A 19850-nucleotide genomic window follows, 5' to 3' on the forward strand; every position below is an offset into this window, starting at 1 on the left:
GCGTGTCCTCTCCGTTCGTAGGCGTCGCGGTCCACGATGCCTACGAACGGCGAAATTCGTCCAAGACCTTTTGCCGCCCACGTGTTACCCAAGGGGTATCAGAAGTTGCCGGCACTCGACTGATCGGCGAGCGGCGCATGTCGACACGCGATGCGTCGCGGCGTCGAGCGTGACGCGACGGTTGGGCGTTGGAGCTCGTGCGGCAAGCGGACGGTCAGTGCGGAACGTTGGCCAGTGCCTGAGAAATCTGCTGTTCAGCCGCGAAGCGGGCGTCGACCAAGCGAACGAAGTCCTCGAGCACTACAGAGCCGTGGTCGCTGAGCCAGGCCAGCCGCACTTCGTTGGACGACACGTCGATCAAGGACAACGACACGACGTCGGGTCGCCGGTAGAAGTTTGCCACCGATTGCGGAAGCACGCTGAATCCACGGCCTCCGGCGACCCATTCCAATTTTTCCTCGACGTTGCGAGCCGCCGGCGACGGTCCCCGGCAGGTCGCGTCCATGCGCACGGACTTCCACTCCGGGACGGTGTCGGGGTTTTGCAGCAGCGTGTCAGCGGCCAGGTCCGTGATGCTGACGGTGTCGCGCCCCGCCAGTGGGTGTGCCGCGGGCACGACCGCGACATGGGGTTCGGAGAAGAGGCTTACCGTTGACAGGCCGGACAGGTCGATCGGCATCCTGACGAACCCGATGTCCGCCCGGCCGTCGTGGAGCACGCGAACCTGGTCGAGCCAGTCGGTGCGCAGCACCTCCACCGAGACGTCGGGGTAGACGTTGGCCAGTGCGCGAATGGCGAACGTGATGCTCAGGCCAGGCATGAAACCAACGGTGAAGGTGGGAGACACCTTGGCGGCGACGGCAACTCGGCGTCGGATGCACTCCACGTTCGTCAGCAGCGGCACGGCGTCCTCGAGAAGCTGCTCGCCGGCGGCCGTGAGCCTGGTTCCGGTGGCGCCCCGAACGAAGAGCTGTACTCCCAGCTCGTGTTCCAGAGCCCGGATCTGGCGGCTGAGCACAGGCTGGGCGAGATGCAGGCGGCCGGCAGCCGCTCGGTAGTTCAGCTCTTCGGCGAGGGCGACGAAATAGCGCACCTTTCGCAGGTCGAGATCCTTCATTGACCGGTCGTGCAGGGCTGACATCCCACCAGTATGGCAGCGGTGCGGCGGCGTGAGGACGGCTTCACGGCCGACGATGCCGACGACCACATGCCGACGACCAAGGGACGACCACCGTGGGAGATCCGCGAGGCCTCGGACGGGTCCACGCATCACCGCACTGCCAGCACGGCGGCAGAATCAGTATGTACTCTTCGGTACACACTGAGGTGCCGCCATTGGTGACGAGCGCACCTCGGCGATCCGATGGGAGATTTCGTGTCAAGGATGGCGACGGCGCGTCCGACGGTGAACACCGTCCGGGGTGACATCGACGTCGCGGATCCCGGTGCGACGCTGACCCACGTGCACGTCTTCCCGCTTGGCGCCGAGTCTCAGGACGACTACGGGCCCTCGCCGGACACGTTCGACCACACGGCTGCCTCGCCGCTGGAGTGCTGGGCTCTACTCGATGGGTGATACGCGAAGGAGGACTCGTGAGCAAGTGGTCGGAGCTGACCCGCTGGGCCGTCGTAGCGATGTCGGTGGTGCCGCTGGTGGGGGCGTGGGGGCTGAACGGGCCGACCGCCGCCGCGACGCCCACCGTCGGGGCGAGGTCGGTGACCCTGTCCAAGCAGACGGTAGGTGGCAAGGACTACATCGTCAGCGAGATAACGCTCGCGCCTGGCGGTAGTACGGGATGGCACACCCACCAGGGGCAGATCTACGGTGTGATCACTGCGGGCACCCTGACGCATTACGAGTCCGATTGCCAGATCGACGGCGTCTACGACGTCGGCGATCCCATCCGCGACCCGACGGGACCCGACCACGTGCACATCGCACGCAACCTCGGCAGCGTGCCGGTCGTGTTGCAAGTGACGTACATCGACCCGGCCGGCGCACCGACCGCCGACAGCGCACCCAACCCCGGATGTGGCTTTTCGTGATCAGGTCGAATGAAGACGAGTAGCCACGCACCGACCTGCGCCATGGCGACGTACCCGAATGTACTATTCGGTACAACGGATGGCGACGCCGGTCTAGACGTGCGAGGATCGACTGACGGCATGACGGCGGATCCACCGCGAGTGGCAACGTTCGACGACGCTCTCGCAGTGCTGCGACGGCAGCTTGGCGGGCCATTCTCCGCTTCCCACACCCGAACTCGAAAGAGGTTGCGCCGTGACACCTCACCCCCGAGCCGTCGACGAGCCGGATCCCATGAAGCACACCCCTGTCGGTAGGTCACCGGGGGAGGGTCAACCCGGCCAGGACGGTTCGATCGGCTCGTCGTCGAATGCCTCTCGGCGATACGGCTTTCCGTCATCCGCATGGCGAACGCTGGAGCAACATCCGCCGCCTGGGCTGGCTCGGATCCGATGGCGCAGCCCTTTGCGAGGTCCCTGGCTGACATCGGTTTTCGGGGCGGTGCTGCTGGTGGCACTGCCCATCGTGATCGTCACCGGTCTGCTTTCCTACATCGCTTACGGACCACGGTTCGGAGCTGCCATCCCGGTTGACGTCGGCTGGCTGAAGCTTCCCACCTTCGACTGGCCCACCCGCCCGGCATGGCTGTACCGGATGACCCAGGGTCTCCATGTCGGACTTGGCCTGGTGCTCGTCCCCGTGGTGCTCGCCAAACTCTGGTCGGTCATCCCGAGGCTGTTCGCGTGGCCCCCGGCTCGCTCCGTGTCCGTGGTGCTGGAGCGGATCTCACTGCTCTTGCTCGTTGGCGGGGTCCTGTTCGAGATCGTCACCGGCGTGCTGAACATCCAGTACGACTACATCTTTGGGTTCAGCTTCTACACCGCGCACTACTTCGGCGCGTGGATCTTCATCGCTGGGTTCGCCTGTCACGTGATCCTCAAGTTACCCACCATGGTTCGCAGCTTGCGGTCTCGCTCGTTCGTGCAGGTACTGAGGACCTCGCGTGCGGACACCGTGGCCGAACCGTTGGACGACGCGGGTTTGGTGGCCCGAGATCCCGATGAGCCCACGCTGAGTCGTCGCGGGGCTTTGGCGGTAGTCGGCGGTGGATCGCTCCTCGTTCTGGTTCTCTCTGCGGGTCAGACGCTCGGGGGATGGACCCGGCCATTGGCGGTGCTGTTACCGCGAGGGCGTAGCCTTGGCGACGGTCCGAACGACTTCCAGATCAACCGCACCGTGGTGTCAGCGCGCATCGATCCGGCGCTGACGGGTGATCGTTGGCGTTTGCAACTGCTGGGCGGGACTCGCCCGATGAGCCTCGATCGCGCGGTGCTCGCCGCCTTGCCGCAGCACACCGTCGACCTACCGCTGGCCTGCGTGGAAGGTTGGTCCACCGTGCAAACGTGGTCGGGTGTGCGGTTGCGTGATCTCGCGGTGGCCGCAGGACGACCTCAACCCGGGTCGGCAATGGTGACCTCATTGGAACGGTTCGGCGCCTTCAATCACGCACGGTTGCAGAGAAATCAGGTGCTCGATCCAGACGCGCTGCTGGCGATGCGGGTCAACGGGGTGGACCTCTCGCCGGATCACGGGTACCCCGCCCGGATCATCGTGCCGGCCCTCCCCGGGGTTCACTGCACGAAGTGGGTGGCGACGATCGAGTTCCGGGAGAGTTGACGTGGCCCCGTCTGCCCTGTTTCGACGACTCTACGGCGACCGCGCGCTGCACTTCCTGGTGCTTGCCGCCACCCTGGCGGTTGCCGCTTACGCGATTTCGATACTCGGGGTGTCCAATCTCTACAACTCAACGACGTGGTGGCAGTCCATCGGCGTCTGGTTCGCGGTTGCCGTAATCGGACACGATCTCGTCTTGTTCCCCCTCTACGCCGTCGTCGATCGACTCTTGACCGGCCGTCGGGGTCCTCGGCAACACGACGACCGCCTCGTGCCCCCAACCAACTACCTACGAATCCCGACGATGGCCGCTGCCCTGACGTTTCTGCTGTTCCTGCCAGGCGTCATCGAGCAGGGCGCGGTGTTCTACCGCAACGCGACCGGTCTGACGCAGGCTCCCTTCATGCATCGCTGGGCGCTCTTGACCGCTGCCTTCTACGCTGTCGCCGCGGCGTCATACGTCGTCAACGTCGCGGTCCGGCTGCGCCGTTCGACGGCAACCGTCGCACCGCCGACGTCGGTCGTCGCCGACGAGTCGCCTGAGTCGCCGACACGTCGACCCGATTCACGGGGATCACGTTCCGCGATGGGTGACTAGAGAGCCGCACCGATTGGTCAAAGACGTTCGTAATCACCGATACACGATGGCGCCGGCCTCTACTGCATTCCCCCGGCCGGCGTCACCGGCCCACGAGGCTTCGAAGGTGTGGGCACCGAGAAATGAACCAGTGAAAGGAACGCATGAGTGACGTCAGCCTCGATCCGTCGTCGGAGATCGCCGACCGGATCGCGCTTCGCGAACTGTTCGACGCATACGCGCACTGCGCGGATCGCCGGGATGCGCAGGGCCAGATGGCCCTGTTCACGGCAAACACCCGCTTCTCGGTGTTCATGGACGGGGAAGGGACCGCGCCAACCTATGTCGTCGAGGGGCGGGACGCCCTGGCGCCGATATTCGAAGACCTCCGGCGCTACGACGCGACCACACACTTCAACGGGCAGAGCACGGTGGTGCTCGACGGTGACACCGCAACCGGCGAAAGCTACACCTTGGCCCACCACGTCTATCGCGATGGGGGGCAGCGCAAGATGATGATCGCCGCGCTGCGCTATCACGACGAATTCGTCAAGGTGCAGGGGCGCTGGCATTTTGGCGCGCGCTCCTTGATTCTGGACTGGAGCGAGACACGCACCATGTCGGACGCCTGATTTGACCGTGATGCCTGGGGACTCGGTTCCTGTGCCACCGGACGGGTCGCGACCCGTTCCAGCGAGCGGGATGCGGTCATCGTCCGCGAGTCCCGATCTCCGCATCAGGGCACTGCGAAGGACATGCTGCACTCGGCGACGTGGCACTGCCATGCCTCTACGATTTCGCTCGACCAGGAAGGACCGGACATCACCACCCGCCGGCGCGGCCTCGGGTGCCGACAACCAACATGGACCAGGCCTACCAAACCGTCGGCCAGATCGACTGCGAGACAGCGAGTCCGATAGTGCCGAGAGTTCACGTCGTCGGGGGTAGCGGTTGCACGTCACCGCAAGGAGATGTTCGGCCTCGACCAGGGGGATCATGACCGCGGTTCGGCGCAGTCGATCACGGGCGGTGCCAGGCGAGCGGCCCCGAGGTCGGACCTCATCGTGACGTACGGAGGCCCCAAACACCGCGTCGTCATGCAATGTGATGCGGTCTGCGAACTCGCAGACGAGTACGTCTTGGGCTCGTTGGAGCGCGGACTTGGCCAACGAGTACGCGCGCACCTACGGGACTGCGTGAAATGCAGTGCCTATGCGGCACACATGGTGTGGGTTCTCGGCGCCGTTGGCGAGGTGCATCGCGGACATCCGGGATGGTTGGCGCCTGCCGCCTTCGTCACGATGGATGGTGCTGTTGGCGACCACGACCCCGTCGGTTCGCCCCGAGGCCCACGATGGTGACTGGGGGCGGGTCGACGCTCTCGAACAGCGGCGGCATGCCACGAACTGCGCGTCTGCGCGACTCACCCGACGTGTACCGGCACGGTTGCACGAGGATGAACTCGATCTCGCGGACTCCCTCTACCGCACGATCGACGCTTGGTTACGAGTGGTCGGGCCGCCATTCCCGCAGATGTGCCACGGCCGCGCGGAGGCTGTCTCGCAGCGGTGCGATGTCACCGTACACGCGGGCCAATAACATTCCGCCCTGCAGCGCGGCGATGACGCCGCCGGCCAGACGGGCGGGGTCGGCGGTATCCGCCAATTCGCCCCGCTCTTGCATCGAACGCAGGCCTTCCGCCAAGGGAGCCTCCCACCGGCGGAATGCGGTCTCCAGGCTCGGTCGAAAGGCTTCGTCGTTCTTCAGTTCCGCGGCCATCGTTCCCAAAGGGCACGCGAACGGTCCGCCAGGTGCGGAGTGTGCTTCGAGAATCGCGTCGGCCCACGCATCGATGCCGGCCCACGAGTCCGCGCTGTGAATGAGGGGTTGCTGGGCCAGCACGATGTGCGACTGCCGTTCGACGACTGCGCGAACGAGATCGGCCTTGTCGACGAAATAGTGGTAGAGCTGCGACTTGCCGGAGCCCGCCGCGGCCAGTACGTCGTCAAGGCTGGTGGCGCCCACTCCCCGCTGATACATCAACGTAGCAGCGGCGTCGATGATGAGCGCTCTCACGCGACGTCCCCGCGCAGTGGCCGGAAGCGGTCGCGCAGCCCCAGCTGGATCGGAAGTGGACACGCGTCATCCTATCGTCGCGCAGGTGAAGCCCGAGCGGCCTGCTCACCAGTGCGAACCAAGCCCAGACGGCGCTCTCGGCGCACTGAACTCGCCAACGAACGGCACCGCCCACGCGGGTCGGATGCGCCCCGTCGCCTCGGCTCGTGTCCACGGTCTGACGTCATCGAGGCGGACGGAGGTCAATCGTCAGAGGCGCCGCGAGGGGGTGCCGTGGCGGCGATGAACGCGACGACCTCCCTCGCCAACTCCTCGCCCTTGTCCTCCTGAAGGAAGTGGCCGGCTCCAGTGATGGTCACCGGTTCGAACGGTGCGGCCCCCGGTATCTCGGCTCGCAGCACCCTGTCGGCGCCGGCGGTGATGGGATCGGAGTCCGAGAAGGCGCACAGGAACGGTCGGTCGAATCGTCGAAGTGACTCCCACGCCGCCCGGTTGGCCGGTGCGGCCGGGTCCTCGGGCGACGTGGGGACCAGCAGGGGAAACTGCCGCGCACCCTGCGTGAACGAGTCGTCGGGAAATGGCGCGTCGTAGGCGGCGACCACGGCGTCGGTGAGCGCCGTGACGCAACCGCCATTCACGATGTGGCCCGTCGTGAAGGTGAGGGTTTCCTGGCTGAATCGCTGCCAAGCGAGAAACGCCTCACCGGGGTGCCGATCCCCGGTGGGCAAGAACGTGTTGGCCGCGATCACCCGAGCGAAGCGGTCGGGATGCTCACCGACGAGACGTAGCCCGATGAGGCCACCCCAGTCTTGGCAGACCAAGGTCACCTGGGGCAATCCGATTGCCTCGATTGCAGCCCACGTCCAATCCACATGCCTTTGATAGCTGTAGTCCGCGCGACTGGCGGGCTTGTCGCTACGCCCGAAGCCCACGAGGTCGATGGCGACCGCCCGCAAGCCGGCCTCGACGAGCACGGGAATCATCCGGCGATACAAGAAAGACCAGGACGGCTCACCGTGCAACAACAGCACGGCCTCGCCGTCCACCGGGCCTTCGTCGAGGTAGTGGATCCGCAGGCGATCCCCGCCACCAGCTTCGATTTCCACGTAGTGCGGTTCGAACGGATAGTCCGGCAAACCGGCGAATCGGTCATCTGGCGTCCTGAGAATGTGCATCGCGGTTCTCCTCGAGTGCTGGTCGCCGTTCACTGTACTGATCAGTACGATCTGAGTGGTAAGCACCGGTGGTGAGGTCGAACGACTCGTGGGGGCGCCGCCGGACATCGTGAAAGGGCAGCCACATGACGTCACGTCCATCCACGATCGCCGAACGGTCGAAGGCGCTCGCGGCCGACGGCGCTGCGGCCATGCCTGCCGCGGCGGCAAGGGCTTTCGCTGCCGAGCAGGCCGAACTGGATGCTCGAGGCGTCCCCGCCGGGGTCGCCGCACCGGGGACCATCATGCCTGATTCCGAGTTGCTCGACGTGAACGGTGAGCCCACCACGTTGACGCGAGTGCGTGACGGCCGAGCCGCGGTGGTGGTGTTCTACCGTGGTGCGTGGTGCCCCTACTGCAACGTCGCCTTGCGGACCTATCAGTCCGAGCTGGTGCCGGCTCTCGACGACCGTGGTGTCGGGTTGGTCGCCGTGAGCCCGCAGAAGCCCGATGGTTCGCTGAACTCGGCCGAGACGAACGGGTTGACCTTCTCGGTGGTCTCGGATCCAGGGAACGAACTCGCCGCCGCCTTGGGCGTCCAGACCGAGCCATCCGCCGATGCCGTTGACGCCCAACGGAGTTTGGGTCTTGACCTCTCCGAACGAAACGCCGATGGTCGGGTCGACCTCCCCATGCCTACGACGGTGGTCGTCGACGACCGCGGGGTGATCCGATGGATCGACGTGCACCCCAATTACGCGACTCGCAGCGAGGTGCCCGACATCTTGGCCGCCGTCGACACGATCCTCTGAAGCGGCCAGATGACGTGCAGGCATCCCTGGCCCGAACGCTGGTCGCAGACGAGGCGTCACCCGCCATTGGCCATGCGCACGGCGCATCCCGTCCCCTATGCCCGCGTGGCGCCGCCGCCTACCCGTCGACGACGCTCGCCGGGCGACGCACCTCGACCCGAGGTTGGCCGATCGCCTCCGCGCGAGGGCCGACGGACTATCGTCCGAAGCGACCCGTCCGACGCCTCGAGGGAGAGCAGCCGTGCCGATCAATCCCGATGCCATAGGTGCCAAGACCCCGCCGCAGCGCCACGAGTGGACCGACCGGGACACGCTCCTCTATGCCCTCGGTGTGGGCTGCGGTGTCAACGACCTGGCCTTCACCACCGAGAACAGCCACGACATCCCCCAGCAGGTGCTGCCCACCTACGCCGTCATCGCGTGTCCCGCCTGGGGTGCGGTCGGCGAGGTCGGCTCGTTCAACTTCGGCATGCTGCTGCACGGCAGCCAGCAGATCCGTCTGCACGCACCGCTGCCCCCGGCCGGCGCGCTCGACGTGCACTCCGAGGTCCTCGACATCCAGGACAAGGGGGAGGGCAAGAACGCGATCCTGGTGTTCAAGGGCGTCGGGACCGACCCCGCCACCGGCCAGGTGGTGGCCGAGACGGTGTCCACCGCGGTCATCCGCGGTGAGGGCGGCTTCGGCGGCAAGCCCGGCGAGCGCCCCGTCGCACCGGTGATCCCCGACCGCGAGCCCGACGCCACCGTCGCCCTGGCGACCACCGACGACCAGCCGCTGATCTATCGGCTGTCCGGCGACCGCAACCCGCTGCACAGCGACCCCTGGTTCGCCAAGAACCTCGCCGGCTTCCCGCGCCCCATCCTGCACGGGCTGTGCACCTACGGGGTCGCGGGCCGCGTATTGGTCGCCGAACTCGGCGGCGGCGACGCGACCAAGCTGCGGGCCGTCGGCGCGCGCTTCACCTCGCCGGTGTTCCCCGGCGAGACACTGACCACGTCGGTGTGGCGCACTGAACCGGGGCACGCCGTCTACCGCACCGAGGCCTCCGGGCCCGGCGGCGCCGACACCCGCCCGGTGCTCGAAGACGGCACCGCCGAGTACGTCTCGTGAGCACCGCCATGACGTTGGTCGTCGGCTACCTCGCGACGCCGGGCGGCGCGGACGCACTGGCGCTCGGCGTGCGCCTGGCCCGCTCGCTGGACGCCGAACTGCACGTGAGCATCGTGCTGTCGGCGGGCGTGTCACCCGCCGTCGCCGGGGCCGCGACCACCAACTTCCGCGCCATGCTCGCCGAGCAGGCCGACGAGTGGCTGACCGAAGCCCGCGCGACGGTACCCGACGACGTCACCGTGCACACCCACGTGGCGTTCGCCGAACACTTCGCCGAGGGACTGATCGCCGAGGCCGAACGCGTGGGCGCCAACGCGCTCGTGGTGGGCGGTTCCGGCGGCGGCCTGATGGGAAGGCACGCGCTGGGGACCGTCGTCGACGAGCTGCTGCACTCGTCGCCGGTGCCCGTCGTGGTGGCGCCCCGGGGAATCCGTACGTCGAAGGTTCAGCGCATCCGCGAGGTGACGTGCGCCATCGGCGACCGGCCCGGCGCAGACCTGTTGCTGCAGAGCGCGGTTCGCGTGTGCACTGCCAGCGGGGCGCCGCTGCGGCTGGTGTCGCTGGTGGCGTTGGACCCGGCGCTGCGCGCCATGCGTTCGCCGGACTACCCGCTGCGCGACCGCATCTTCGAGCACGTGCAGGCCACGCTGCACCAGGCCAGGGAGGCGCTGCCGGAAGGGTTCCCGGTGACCGCCACCATCGCCGACGGCGACACCGTCGAGGAGGCCGCCGACAAGCTGGAATGGCACGACGGCGACGTCATCATGGTGGGGTCCAGTCGGCTGTCCGCTCCCCGCAGGCTGTTCCTGGGTTCGACCGCGGCCAAGATGCTGCGGGTGCTGGAGGTGCCGATGGTGGTGGTGCCGCGTGACCAGCCCGCCGACGCCTGAGCCTCAGCTGGCGACGGCGCGCTCCAGGGACTCCAGCGACCGATCGATGAACTCGGGCCCGAACACCGGCACCCCCACCGTGTCGCGGAACTCCTGGTTGGTGTCGCTCCAGTCGTAGGTCAACGTCACCTCGGTGCCGCCGTCGGTGGGCGCCAGGTCGTAGCGCCACCACCAGCCGCCGGGGGAGTGGGTGCCGTCGGCGTCGAGTTGGCCGGGCAACCAGGCGATGATCCGGTCCTCCTGGTAGGCGGTGACCAGGTTGTGCATGACGTAGTCGCCGCCGGCGCGGTCGAGGTACATGTTCACCGCGAACAGCTGTCCCTCGGCGGTGATGGGTTCCGGGTCGATCGCGTCGCGCACCCAGTCGCCGGGTTCGGTGTCCTGGTGGCGGTCCGGATCCGCCAGCACCGCGAAGATCTCCTCGGGGGTGGCGGCGATGGTCCTGGTGGCGACGTAACGTTCGGCGGTGTCGGTCACTGGGCATCTCCTGATCCATAGAAGCCGGCGATGGCCTCGGAGCCGAGCCAGCGGGAGTAGGTCGGATGTTGGGGCCACCCGTCGGGTGAATCCTGCCATTCCTCCTGGCGGCCGTACGGCAACGCGTCGATCAACGCGAACGAGTGACTGAGCTGCTCGGTGCCGCGGCCGTTGGTGTGCCACGTGCGGTAGACCGTGTCGCCGTCGCGCAGGAACACGTTGACCGCGAACCCCTCGCCCGGCCCCGCGTCGACGTCGGCGCCGAACGAGCTGCCCGCCGACGAGTACCAATCCATCCGGTTGCCGACCTTCGACTTGTACGCGAGTGCTTCGCCGATGGGCCCGTTGGTGACGACGACGAACCGGGCGTCGTAGGCGTCGAGGAACTCCAGCCGCGTGAACTGCGAGGTGTACCCGGTGCAGCCGCTGCACTGCCATTCCGCGCCGTCGGTCCACATGTGGTTGTAGACGATGAGCTGGCTGCGCCCGTCGAAGACGTCGACCAGCCGGATGGGTCCGTCCGCGCCGGTGAGCACGTAGTCGGGCATCTCGACCATCGGCAGCCGGCGACGCTGGGCGGCGATGGCGTCGAGTTCGCGCGTCGCGGCCTTCTCCCGCACGCGCAGGTCGGCGAGCGCGGCGCGCCAGGTGTCGTGATCGACGACCGGCGGGGTGGCGGACGGGAGCGAGTGGGTCATGCGGCCTCCTAGGTGGACGGTGTCCTCGAGTAGACCAGCGCGAGGCCCGGAAGTCATCGCGACGAGAAGTCGTGGTGGTGCGGACCTCGACGGCTTCAGGGTGCGACGGCATGGGCGTGCACGTCGAACTCATGTTCGATACGATGGTCGCCGTGGGTTGGCACACCGGACCGCCGAGTTGGACGGAGATGCAGCGCGTCCTCGACGGCAAGCCCCGGCACGCCGGCTGGCCCATCGACGAGCAGGTCGGCGATGGCGGCGACAGCCCCGCCTGGTCGCGCAAACGCGGCGCCTACGAGTCGGCGGGTGGACGCAGGGCACCGTCTGCACCGTCTGCCACGGTGCCGTTCGCCGAGTTGCACGCCCACTCGGCCTACAGCTTCCTCGACGGCGCCAGCACACCGGAGGAACTCGTCGAGGAGGCCGCACGGCTGGACCTGCGCGCCATCGCGCTGACCGACCACGACGGGCTGTACGGCGTGGTGCGGTTCGCCGAGGCCGCCAAGGAACTCGACGTGGCCACGGTCTTCGGTGCCGAACTCTCGCTGGGCAACGTCGCACGGACCGAGGTGCCCGATCCTCCGGGGCCGCACCTGCTGGTCCTGGCCCGCGGCCCGGAGGGCTACCGCAGGCTCTCCCGCGAGATCGCCTCGGCGCACCTGGCCGGCGGCGAGAAGGGCAAGCCGCAGTACGACTTCGACCGCTTGACCGAGGCTGCCGGGGGGCACTGGCACGTGCTCACCGGATGTCGCAAGGGGCATGTGCGGCAAGCGTTCTCCGACGGCGGCCCCGCCGCGGCCGAGGCGGCGCTGGCGGACCTGGTGGATCGGTTCGGCGCGGATCGCGTCAGCATCGAGGTCACCCACCACGGGCATCCGCGCGACCACGAGATCAACGCCGCGCTGATGGCGCTGGCGCCACGGTTCGGCGTCGGCGTCGTCGCCACCACGGCCGCCCACTTCGCCGAACCCACGCGCGGTCGGCTGGCCATGGCCATGGGCGCCATCCGCGCCCGCAACTCCATGGATCAGGCGGCGGGCTGGTTGGCCCCGCTGGGTGGCTCGCACCTGCGCTCCGGAGCGGAGATGGCGCAGTTGTTCTCGCACTGCCCCCAGGTGATCTCCGCGGCCACGGAGCTTGGCGAGCAGTGCGCGTTCGAGCTGGCGCTCATCGCACCCCGGCTGCCCCCGTTCGAGGTGCCCGCCGGCCACACCGAGGACAGTTGGCTGCGCCACCTGACCATGCTGGGGGCACGCCAACGCTACGGTCCGCCGGAACGCGCCTCCCGGGCATATCAGCAGATCGAGCACGAGCTGAGGATCATTGCCCAACTGGACTTTCCGGGTTACTTCCTGGTGGTGCACGACATCACCCGGTTCTGCCGCGAGAACGGCATCCTGGCACAGGGGCGGGGATCGGCGGCGAATTCGGCGGTCTGCTACGCGCTGGGCGTCACCAACGTCGACCCCGTCGAGAACGACCTGCTGTTCGAACGGTTCCTGTCGCCCGCGCGTGACGGCCCACCCGACATCGACATCGACATCGAATCCGATCTGCGGGAAGAGGCCATCCAGTACGTCTACGAGCGCTACGGGAGGGACTACGCGGCGCAGGTCGCCAACGTCATCACCTACCGCGGCCGCAGTGCCATCCGTGACATGGCACGGGCGCTCGGCTTCTCCCAGGGGCAGCAGGATGCCTGGAGCAAGCACGTCAACCGGTGGAACGGTCGGCCCGACTCGCCCGACGTGGAGGACATCCCCGACGCCGTCGTGGACCTGGCCATGCAGATCAAGAACCTGCCGCGGCACATGGGAATCCACTCCGGCGGCATGGTGATCTGCGATCGGCCCATCGCCGACGTGTGCCCGGTGGAGTGGGCGCGCATGGCCAATCGCAGCGTCCTGCAGTGGGACAAGGACGATTGCGCGGCCATCGGATTGGTGAAGTTCGACCTGCTGGGTCTCGGCATGCTCTCGGCGCTGCACTACTGCATCGACCTGGCCGCCGAACACAAGGGCATCGACGTCGACCTGGCCAAGCTGGACCTCTCGGAGGCCGCCGTCTACGAGATGTTGCAGCGCGCCGACTCCGTCGGGGTGTTCCAGGTGGAGTCGCGCGCCCAGATGGCCACGCTGCCCCGGTTGAAGCCGCGCATCTTCTACGACCTGGTGGTCGAGGTGGCGCTCATCCGGCCGGGCCCCATCCAGGGCGGGTCGGTGCACCCGTACATCAAGCGCCGCAACGGGGAAGAGGAAGTCACCTTCGACCATCCCTCGATGGAGCCGGCCCTGCGCAAGACGTTGGGGGTACCGCTGTTCCAGGAGCAGCTCATGCAGTTGGCCGTCGACTGCGCGGGATTCTCGGCCGCCGAGGCCGACCAGCTGCGCCGCGCCATGGGCTCGAAGCGGTCCACCGAACGCATGCGCAGGTTGCGGGAGCGGTTCTACGACGGGATGCGGATGCGCCACGGCATCGTCGGAGAGGTGGCCGACCGGATCTACGAGAAGCTGGAGGCGTTCGCGAACTTCGGTTTCCCCGAGAGTCATTCGCTGAGTTTCGCGTCGCTGGTGTTCTACTCGTCGTGGTTCAAGCTGCACCATCCGGCGATCTTCTGCGCAGCGCTGCTGCGTGCCCAACCCATGGGGTTCTACTCCCCGCAGTCCTTGGTCGCCGACGCCCGACGACACGGCGTGACCGTGCACGGCGCGTGTGTCAACGCCAGCCTCACGCACGCCACGTGCGAGAACGCGGGCCAACAGGTGCGACTCGGTCTCGGGGCAGTCCGCCACGTCGGCGACGAGCTGGCCGACCGGATCGTGGCGGACCGAAAGGCCAACGGAACGTTCGCATCTCTTCTGGACCTCACCGGTCGGATTCGGCTGACGGTGCCGCAGACCGAGGCCTTGGCCACCGCCGGTGCCCTGAGCTGTTTCGGCATCACCCGCCGCGAGGCGCTGTGGGCGGCGGGGGCGGCGGCCACCCAGCGGCCGGATCGGCTGCCGGGGGTGGGCTCGTCGTCGCACGTACCCGCACTGCCCGGCATGACGCACCTGGAGCTGACGGCCGCCGACGTGTGGGCCACGGGGGTCTCGCCGGACTCCCACCCCGTGCAGTTCCTGCGGGAGCGGTTGGACGACATGGGCGTCGTCCCCGCCGATCGACTGCTGGCGGTGCCCGACGGTACCCGGGTCCTGGTCGCGGGGGCCGTCACCCACCGGCAGCGTCCCGCGACCGCGCAGGGTGTCACGTTCATGAACCTCGAGGACGAGACCGGGATGGTCAACGTGATGTGCTCACGCGGGCTGTGGGCCAAGCAGCGCAAGCTGGCGCAGACGGCGTCGGCGCTGGTGATCCGTGGCATCGTCCAGAACGCGACCGGTGCGGTGACCATCGCCGCCGACCAACTGCGTCCGCTGGACCTGCGGGTGAAGAGCAGGTCGCGGGACTTCCAGTAACGCCGGGGTCCGCCGATCGGGGGAACCGGGTTTCCGCCGCGCGCTCCTCCGGTCGGCCGATGTCGCCGACGGGCGTCGGGAGCCAGTATTGAGTCATCGCCGGAACACCGGCCGGAACACGTGAAAAGCTCTCACCCACAGGAGAAGTCATGACCAAGATCCTCGCCAAGATCCTCGCCGCCATCGCCCTGCCCGCCGCCGCCGCAGGCATCCTGGGCGGCGCCGCCCTCGGCCTGGCCGGTGCGGCCAACGCCGCCACCGTCGGGGGAGAGGCCCCCAGCGGCCCGGGCCACTCGTACAGCCCGCAGACCTTCGCCCACCCGGCACCGCAGGTGGGGCCGGGCTGGCACGGCAACCACGGTCCGGCCTACATCGCCCACCTGACGGGCGCGGACCAGAAGTAGGTCCCTCAGGCTCGAAGCCCCCGCCCCAGCCCCGTGGGGTTGGGGGCTTCGTCGTATCCGATCGCCATTCCTGCCACGGCTCGCGCTGCTCCGCAGGCGACGTTCGGCGACGGCCGCTGAATCCAGGCGGGATCCGCTCGTCCTGCAGACCTTCACACGTAGCGTCGATCTGAGGCGAGCGGGTGCGAATGTAGCCTCGGATCCATGACCTCGCCGCTGAACCTCACGATCGACGAACTGCTCACCACCACCCGCTCGGTCCGCAAGCGCCTCGACCTCGAGAAGCCGGTGCCGCGGGAAATCCTGATGGAATGCCTCGACCTCGCGCTGCAGGCGCCGACGGGCTCCAACTCCCAAGGGTGGCAGTTCGTGTTCGTCGACGATCCGGAGAAGAAGAAGGCGCTCGCCGACATCTATCGCACCGCCGCCACGCCCTACCTCGACGCCGAGAAGCCCACCTACGGCGACAGTCGCGACGAACGCACCCCGCTGGTCATCGATTCGGCGAAGTACCTCAACGACCACCTGCACGAGGTTCCCGTGCTGCTCATCCCGTGCCTGCAGGGGCGCCCCGACGGCGCACCCGCCGGCATGAGCGCCGGCTTCTGGGGATCCCTGCTGCCTGCCGCCTGGAGCTTCATGCTCGCGCTGCGTTCCCGCGGCCTCGGATCCGCGTGGACCACGCTGCACCTCATGGGCGACGGGGAGAAGCAGGCCGCGGAGATCCTCGGCATTCCCTTCGAGGAGTACTCCCAGGGTGGGCTGTTCCCCATCGCCTACACCAAGGGAACCGACTTCAAGAAGGCCAAGCGGCTGCCCGCCGAGGAACTCACGCACTGGAACCAGTGGTGAGCCGTCAGACCGCCCCCGCGAACCCGTGCTGACGCCACGCCTCGTACGCGGCGACGGCGGCCGCGTTCGACAGGTTGAGTGACCGACGGCCGGCGAGCATCGGGATGCGCACGCGGGCGGTCACGTGCGGGTCGGCCAGTGTCTCGGGATCCAGGCCAGTGGGTTCCGGGCCGAACATCAGCACGTCGCCCGGCTCGTAACGCACGTCGGCGAACGACGTGTCACCGTGGGCGGTGAACGCGAAGACGCGGCGGGGCCGAAGTGCCTCCCACGCGGCGGGAAGATCGTCGTGCACCGTCACCGACGCGAGATCGTGGTAGTCCAACCCGGCACGGCGCAGCTTCGGCTCGGACAAGTCGAAACCGAGCGGCCGAACCAGGTGCAGGCCGCACCCCGTCGCGGCCACCATCCGGATCGCGTTGCCGGTGTTGGGCGCGATGCGCGGCGAGAAGAACAGCACGTTGAACACCCGACGATGATGTCAGGCCCGCAACGGTATTTGCTCGGGCGGCACACGAACGCGCAACGTGCGGGTCACGAACGCCGAACGAGGCGCTAGAACCATGGAATCGGCCCACCTCGACTGTCATACTCGACCAATTGCCGGGCGCTGACGCCTGCCCGCGGCGCACTCAGCAGAGGTCGAGCAGGAAGTCAGATGAACGACGCGCAACCCGGGTCACCGACGAAGCGGCCGCCGCGCTGGGCGGTCGGCAACTGGCCGGTGCGATGGAAGGTCGTCGCGATCGTCGTCATCCCGCTGGTCCTGTCCGGGATCTTCGGGGGCCTGCGCATCCACGACGGCTGGAACCGGGCCGCGGATCTGCGTCGTGCGGCCGAGCGCGCCGAACTGGTGCCCGCGCTCGACCAGTACACCGCTGCCATCGAAGGCGTCCTGCTCGCGAACCCCGCCGGTGGTGACCTGCAGCAGAGCCTGTCGCGCTTCGACGCCGCCAAGCAGGATCTCGCGCGCCGGCTCGCGAGCGCCGACACCGCCCCGGACGTGGCCACCGGGGTAAAGACGCTGCTCGACGGCGGCCAGGCGTTGCTGGATCGGTTGGCCGCCAACGACATCGGCGTGCGGGATCGCGTCACCACCTACGCCCCACTGCTGTTGACCGCGGAGGACGCCGTCAACGGGTCGGTGCGCGTCGACGATCACGACGTCTCGACCGAAGCGCTCGGACTGTCGCGGGCCATGGGCGCGCGCGGCCAGATGGCCATGCTGGCTCTGCTCGTCGACTCTGGCGGCCAGCTCGGCGAGCCGGAACTGCGGACGTCCATGATCACGCTCGCCGGTACCGAACCCTCGACGCTGTTCGGCATGACCCAGGCCCTGGGCGTCGGATCCGCCGACGCCCGACGGCTGCAGGACGAGATGGTCAAGCGCATGGCGCTGATGTCCGACCCTGCGGTCGCCCTGGCGAACAACCCCGAACTGACGCAGTCGATTCGAGCGACCAATGACATCGCGACCAGGCTCGTCGACGAAGCGTCGGCGGCGGTGACCGCCGGCGTCGACGCCCAGGCCACCCGTGCCCGCGGTGACGCCATCCGGGACTCGGTGATCGTCGGGGTGGCGTTGCTGGTGGCGCTGCTGGTGGTCGCCCTCGTCGCCGCCGCGGTGGTCCGGCCGCTGCGCCGACTCCGCGACGGTGCGCTGCGGGTGGCCCACGAGGATCTGGCCCGCGAACTCGACGCCGTGCGCGGTGGCGAACCCGTGGCGGTTCGGCCGCTCCCGGTGTACACCACCGAGGAGATCGGTCAGGTCGCCCACGCCGTCGACGAACTGCACGAACAAGCCGTCGAGCTGGCCGCGGAGCAGACGCGGTTGCAGACGCAGCTGGGCGACATGTTCGAGACGCTGTCGCGCCGCAGCCGATCGCTGGTCGACCAGCAGCTGACGCTCATCGACGGACTCGAACGCGACGAACAGGACCCGAGGCGTCTCGAGGTGTTGTTCCGCCTCGACCACCTGGCGGCGCGGATGCGCCGCAACGGCGCCAACCTGCTGGTCCTGTCGGGGGGCCGGGTGTCGCGCGAGCAGGCCGACGCCGTACCCGTCGCGGCCCTCGTCGACGCGGCGGCCTCCGAGGTGGAGGACTACCGCCGCGTCGTCACCCGGGCACTGCCCGACGTCGAGGTGGCCGGCACGGTGGCCGGCGACCTGGTGCACGTGGTGGCCGAACTGCTCGACAACGCGCTGCGCTACTCGCCGCCGTCCACCCGGGTGTACGTCGACGCGGTCCGCACCGACGACGGGGGGCTGCTCGTCGAGATCGGTGACACCGGACTGGGCATGACCGACTCGGACCTGCGCGTCGCCAACGCGCGGCTGCAGTCGGGCGGTGAGGTGGACCCCTACACCGCGCGGCACATGGGGCTCTTCGTCGTGGGCCGGCTGGCCGCCGCCCACGGGCTGACGGTGCGGTTGCGCCACACCGTCGCCGGTGATCGGCATTCGGGCACGACGGTCGGCGTCCACGTCCCGGTCTCGGCGCTGGTCGGGGTGACGGGGCCGACGGGGCCCGAGCGACGCGACGAACCGGTCCGGTCCTGGCCGGAGCCCGCCCCCGCGCGTCACGACGAGTTCAGCGAGTACGTCGAGGACGACCGGTACCCAGACCGCCACGCCGCAGACCACCCCGCCGACGAACACCCCGCCGCCGCCCACCCCGCCGACGAGCACCCCGCCGACGAGCACCCGGCCGACGAGCACCCCGCCGATGAGGACGCCGACACCGGAGCCATCGTCACGGCAATCGGGCTGCCGCAGCGCAACCCCGGCGCCAGCGGCATCACCCCGGCGTCGGCCACCGTGGCACCCGCCCCCGACGAGCCGACGCGACCGACCGCCCGCGAGCGCGGTGACGGGGGCAGCATCTTCGACAAGATGCTGTCCGAGTGGCTCATCGACGACCCGCACGAGCTGGCCAACAGCAGCGACCTCGACTGGCAGACGGTGTGGGACAAGGGATGGTCGGCCGCCGAAGCCGCCGAGCGCACCCCCGTGGACACCCACACCGAGGAGGGACTGCCGGTGCGCGAACCCGGCGCCCGGCTGGTGCCCGGCGCGGCCGAAACCGACGACGCCGAGCACAATGGCAGACACGGCGGGCGCGACGACCACCCGGCACCCACGCGGGACCCGGAGGCCGTCCGAGCCAGCATCAGCAGCCACTTCGGTGGCGTCCGCGCCGGCCGCGACCACGCCCGCCACGCCGAGGAGAACGACCCCGAATGACCCAGCGCGAGAACCTCGACTGGCTCGTCGCGAAGTTCGCCGCCGAGGTGTCGGGGGTGTCGCACGCCATCCTGGTGTCCGCCGACGGCCTGCTGATGGCGGCCAGTGCCCACATGCCGCCCGAACGCGCCGACCAGTTGGCGGCCGTGTCCTCGGGGCTGGCGAGCCTGTCCACCGGCGCGGCCCAGCTGTTCGACGGCGGCCACGTGCTGCAGTCGGTGGTCGAGATGGAGAACGGCTACCTGCTGCTCATGCGCGTCGGCGACGGCTCACACCTCGCGACGCTGGCCACCCGGTCCTGCGACATCGGGCAGGTGGGCTACGAGATGGCGATCCTGGTGGAACGGGTGGGCACCGTCGTCCAGTCCGCGCGCCGCACGGCCCGGCGGTTCTGAGG

Annotated in this window: 19 protein-coding genes; 13 read left to right on the forward strand and 6 right to left on the reverse strand. The window is 68.6% G+C overall.

The features are described 5' to 3' along the window. Positions 1-214: 214 nt before the first annotated feature. The gene (locus AC30CM_RS09140) at positions 215-1141 is read right to left on the reverse strand and encodes a LysR family transcriptional regulator (RefSeq protein ID WP_490116538.1); all 927 of its coding nucleotides are present in this window, start codon (positions 1139-1141) and stop codon (positions 215-217) included. A 243-nt stretch (positions 1142-1384) separates the two neighbouring features. Here AC30CM_RS09140 and AC30CM_RS09145 point away from each other — a divergent pair, with 243 nt between their 5' ends. The 5 genes from AC30CM_RS09145 to AC30CM_RS09165 all read left to right on the forward strand — a co-directional run bounded on the left by AC30CM_RS09145 (position 1385) and on the right by AC30CM_RS09165 (position 4909). Further along, complete coding sequence (locus tag AC30CM_RS09145; RefSeq protein ID WP_490116539.1) at positions 1385-1576, forward strand: hypothetical protein; 192 nt, start codon at positions 1385-1387, stop codon at positions 1574-1576. A 17-nt stretch (positions 1577-1593) separates the two neighbouring features. Then, positions 1594-2046 carry a cupin domain-containing protein gene (locus AC30CM_RS09150; protein ID WP_490116540.1) on the forward strand — a complete coding sequence of 151 codons (453 nt, stop codon included), beginning with the start codon at positions 1594-1596 and terminating at the stop codon, positions 2044-2046. 394 nt (positions 2047-2440) lie between these two features. Then, positions 2441-3703, forward strand: a complete 1263-nt coding sequence (locus AC30CM_RS09155) for a molybdopterin-dependent oxidoreductase (RefSeq protein WP_490116598.1) — start codon at positions 2441-2443, stop codon at positions 3701-3703. Between the two features lie 16 nt (positions 3704-3719). Then, positions 3720-4298: a hypothetical protein gene (locus AC30CM_RS09160; RefSeq protein WP_490116599.1), complete on the forward strand. Its 579-nt coding sequence runs from the start codon at positions 3720-3722 to the stop codon at positions 4296-4298. 143 nt (positions 4299-4441) lie between these two features. Beyond that, positions 4442-4909 carry a nuclear transport factor 2 family protein gene (locus tag AC30CM_RS09165; protein ID WP_490116541.1) on the forward strand — a complete coding sequence of 156 codons (468 nt, stop codon included), beginning with the start codon at positions 4442-4444 and terminating at the stop codon, positions 4907-4909. An 871-nt stretch (positions 4910-5780) separates the two neighbouring features. Here AC30CM_RS09165 and AC30CM_RS09170 read toward each other — a convergent pair. Together AC30CM_RS09170 and AC30CM_RS09175 are read right to left on the reverse strand one after the other, a co-directional pair. Beyond that, complete coding sequence (locus tag AC30CM_RS09170; RefSeq protein ID WP_490116542.1) at positions 5781-6416, reverse strand: TetR/AcrR family transcriptional regulator; 636 nt, start codon at positions 6414-6416, stop codon at positions 5781-5783. Positions 6417-6595: 179 nt separating this feature from the next. Next, positions 6596-7528: a haloalkane dehalogenase gene (locus tag AC30CM_RS09175; protein WP_490116600.1), complete on the reverse strand. Its 933-nt coding sequence runs from the start codon at positions 7526-7528 to the stop codon at positions 6596-6598. 125 nt (positions 7529-7653) lie between these two features. Here AC30CM_RS09175 and AC30CM_RS09180 point away from each other — a divergent pair, with 125 nt between their 5' ends. From AC30CM_RS09180 to AC30CM_RS09190, 3 genes are all read left to right on the forward strand, one after another. Next, a complete protein-coding gene (locus tag AC30CM_RS09180; protein ID WP_490116543.1) occupies positions 7654-8319 on the forward strand; it encodes a peroxiredoxin-like family protein in 666 nt (221 codons plus the stop codon). A 241-nt stretch (positions 8320-8560) separates the two neighbouring features. Next, complete coding sequence (locus AC30CM_RS09185; protein WP_490116544.1) at positions 8561-9430, forward strand: MaoC family dehydratase; 870 nt, start codon at positions 8561-8563, stop codon at positions 9428-9430. An 8-nt stretch (positions 9431-9438) separates the two neighbouring features. Then, a complete protein-coding gene (locus AC30CM_RS09190; protein WP_490116601.1) occupies positions 9439-10320 on the forward strand; it encodes a universal stress protein in 882 nt (293 codons plus the stop codon). Positions 10321-10323: 3 nt separating this feature from the next. On the opposite strand, the gene AC30CM_RS09195 is transcribed toward AC30CM_RS09190, so the two are convergent. Together AC30CM_RS09195 and AC30CM_RS09200 are read right to left on the reverse strand one after the other, a co-directional pair. Then, positions 10324-10797 carry an SRPBCC family protein gene (locus AC30CM_RS09195; RefSeq protein ID WP_490116545.1) on the reverse strand — a complete coding sequence of 158 codons (474 nt, stop codon included), beginning with the start codon at positions 10795-10797 and terminating at the stop codon, positions 10324-10326. Next, positions 10794-11495 (reverse strand): DUF899 domain-containing protein, encoded by a 702-nt coding sequence (locus AC30CM_RS09200; protein ID WP_490116546.1) that lies wholly within the window; start codon positions 11493-11495, stop codon positions 10794-10796. Before AC30CM_RS09200 ends, AC30CM_RS09195 begins: the two co-directional genes overlap by 4 nt. 152 nt (positions 11496-11647) lie before the next feature. On the opposite strand from AC30CM_RS09200, the gene AC30CM_RS09205 reads away from it, so the two are divergent. From AC30CM_RS09205 to AC30CM_RS09215, 3 genes are all read left to right on the forward strand, one after another. Beyond that, positions 11648-14953, forward strand: a complete 3306-nt coding sequence (locus tag AC30CM_RS09205; RefSeq protein WP_490116602.1) for an error-prone DNA polymerase — start codon at positions 11648-11650, stop codon at positions 14951-14953. Positions 14954-15102: 149 nt separating this feature from the next. Next, positions 15103-15357: a hypothetical protein gene (locus AC30CM_RS09210; protein ID WP_490116547.1), complete on the forward strand. Its 255-nt coding sequence runs from the start codon at positions 15103-15105 to the stop codon at positions 15355-15357. 204 nt (positions 15358-15561) lie between these two features. Then, the gene (locus AC30CM_RS09215) at positions 15562-16209 is read left to right on the forward strand and encodes a nitroreductase family protein (protein ID WP_490116548.1); all 648 of its coding nucleotides are present in this window, start codon (positions 15562-15564) and stop codon (positions 16207-16209) included. 4 nt (positions 16210-16213) lie between these two features. Here AC30CM_RS09215 and AC30CM_RS09220 read toward each other — a convergent pair whose 3' ends face one another. Beyond that, positions 16214-16678: a tRNA (cytidine(34)-2'-O)-methyltransferase gene (locus tag AC30CM_RS09220; protein ID WP_490116549.1), complete on the reverse strand. Its 465-nt coding sequence runs from the start codon at positions 16676-16678 to the stop codon at positions 16214-16216. A gap of 189 nt (positions 16679-16867) precedes the next feature. Between AC30CM_RS09220 and AC30CM_RS09225 the strand changes: the two genes are divergently transcribed. Both AC30CM_RS09225 and AC30CM_RS09230 read left to right on the forward strand, forming a co-directional pair. Further along, positions 16868-19453, forward strand: a complete 2586-nt coding sequence (locus AC30CM_RS09225) for a sensor histidine kinase (RefSeq protein ID WP_490116550.1) — start codon at positions 16868-16870, stop codon at positions 19451-19453. Then, positions 19450-19848 (forward strand): roadblock/LC7 domain-containing protein, encoded by a 399-nt coding sequence (locus AC30CM_RS09230; RefSeq protein ID WP_490116551.1) that lies wholly within the window; start codon positions 19450-19452, stop codon positions 19846-19848. Before AC30CM_RS09225 ends, AC30CM_RS09230 begins: the two co-directional genes overlap by 4 nt. Positions 19849-19850 lie beyond the last annotated feature (2 nt).

The organism is Mycobacterium sp. DHQP2018-32-09 (genome assembly GCF_058148405.1).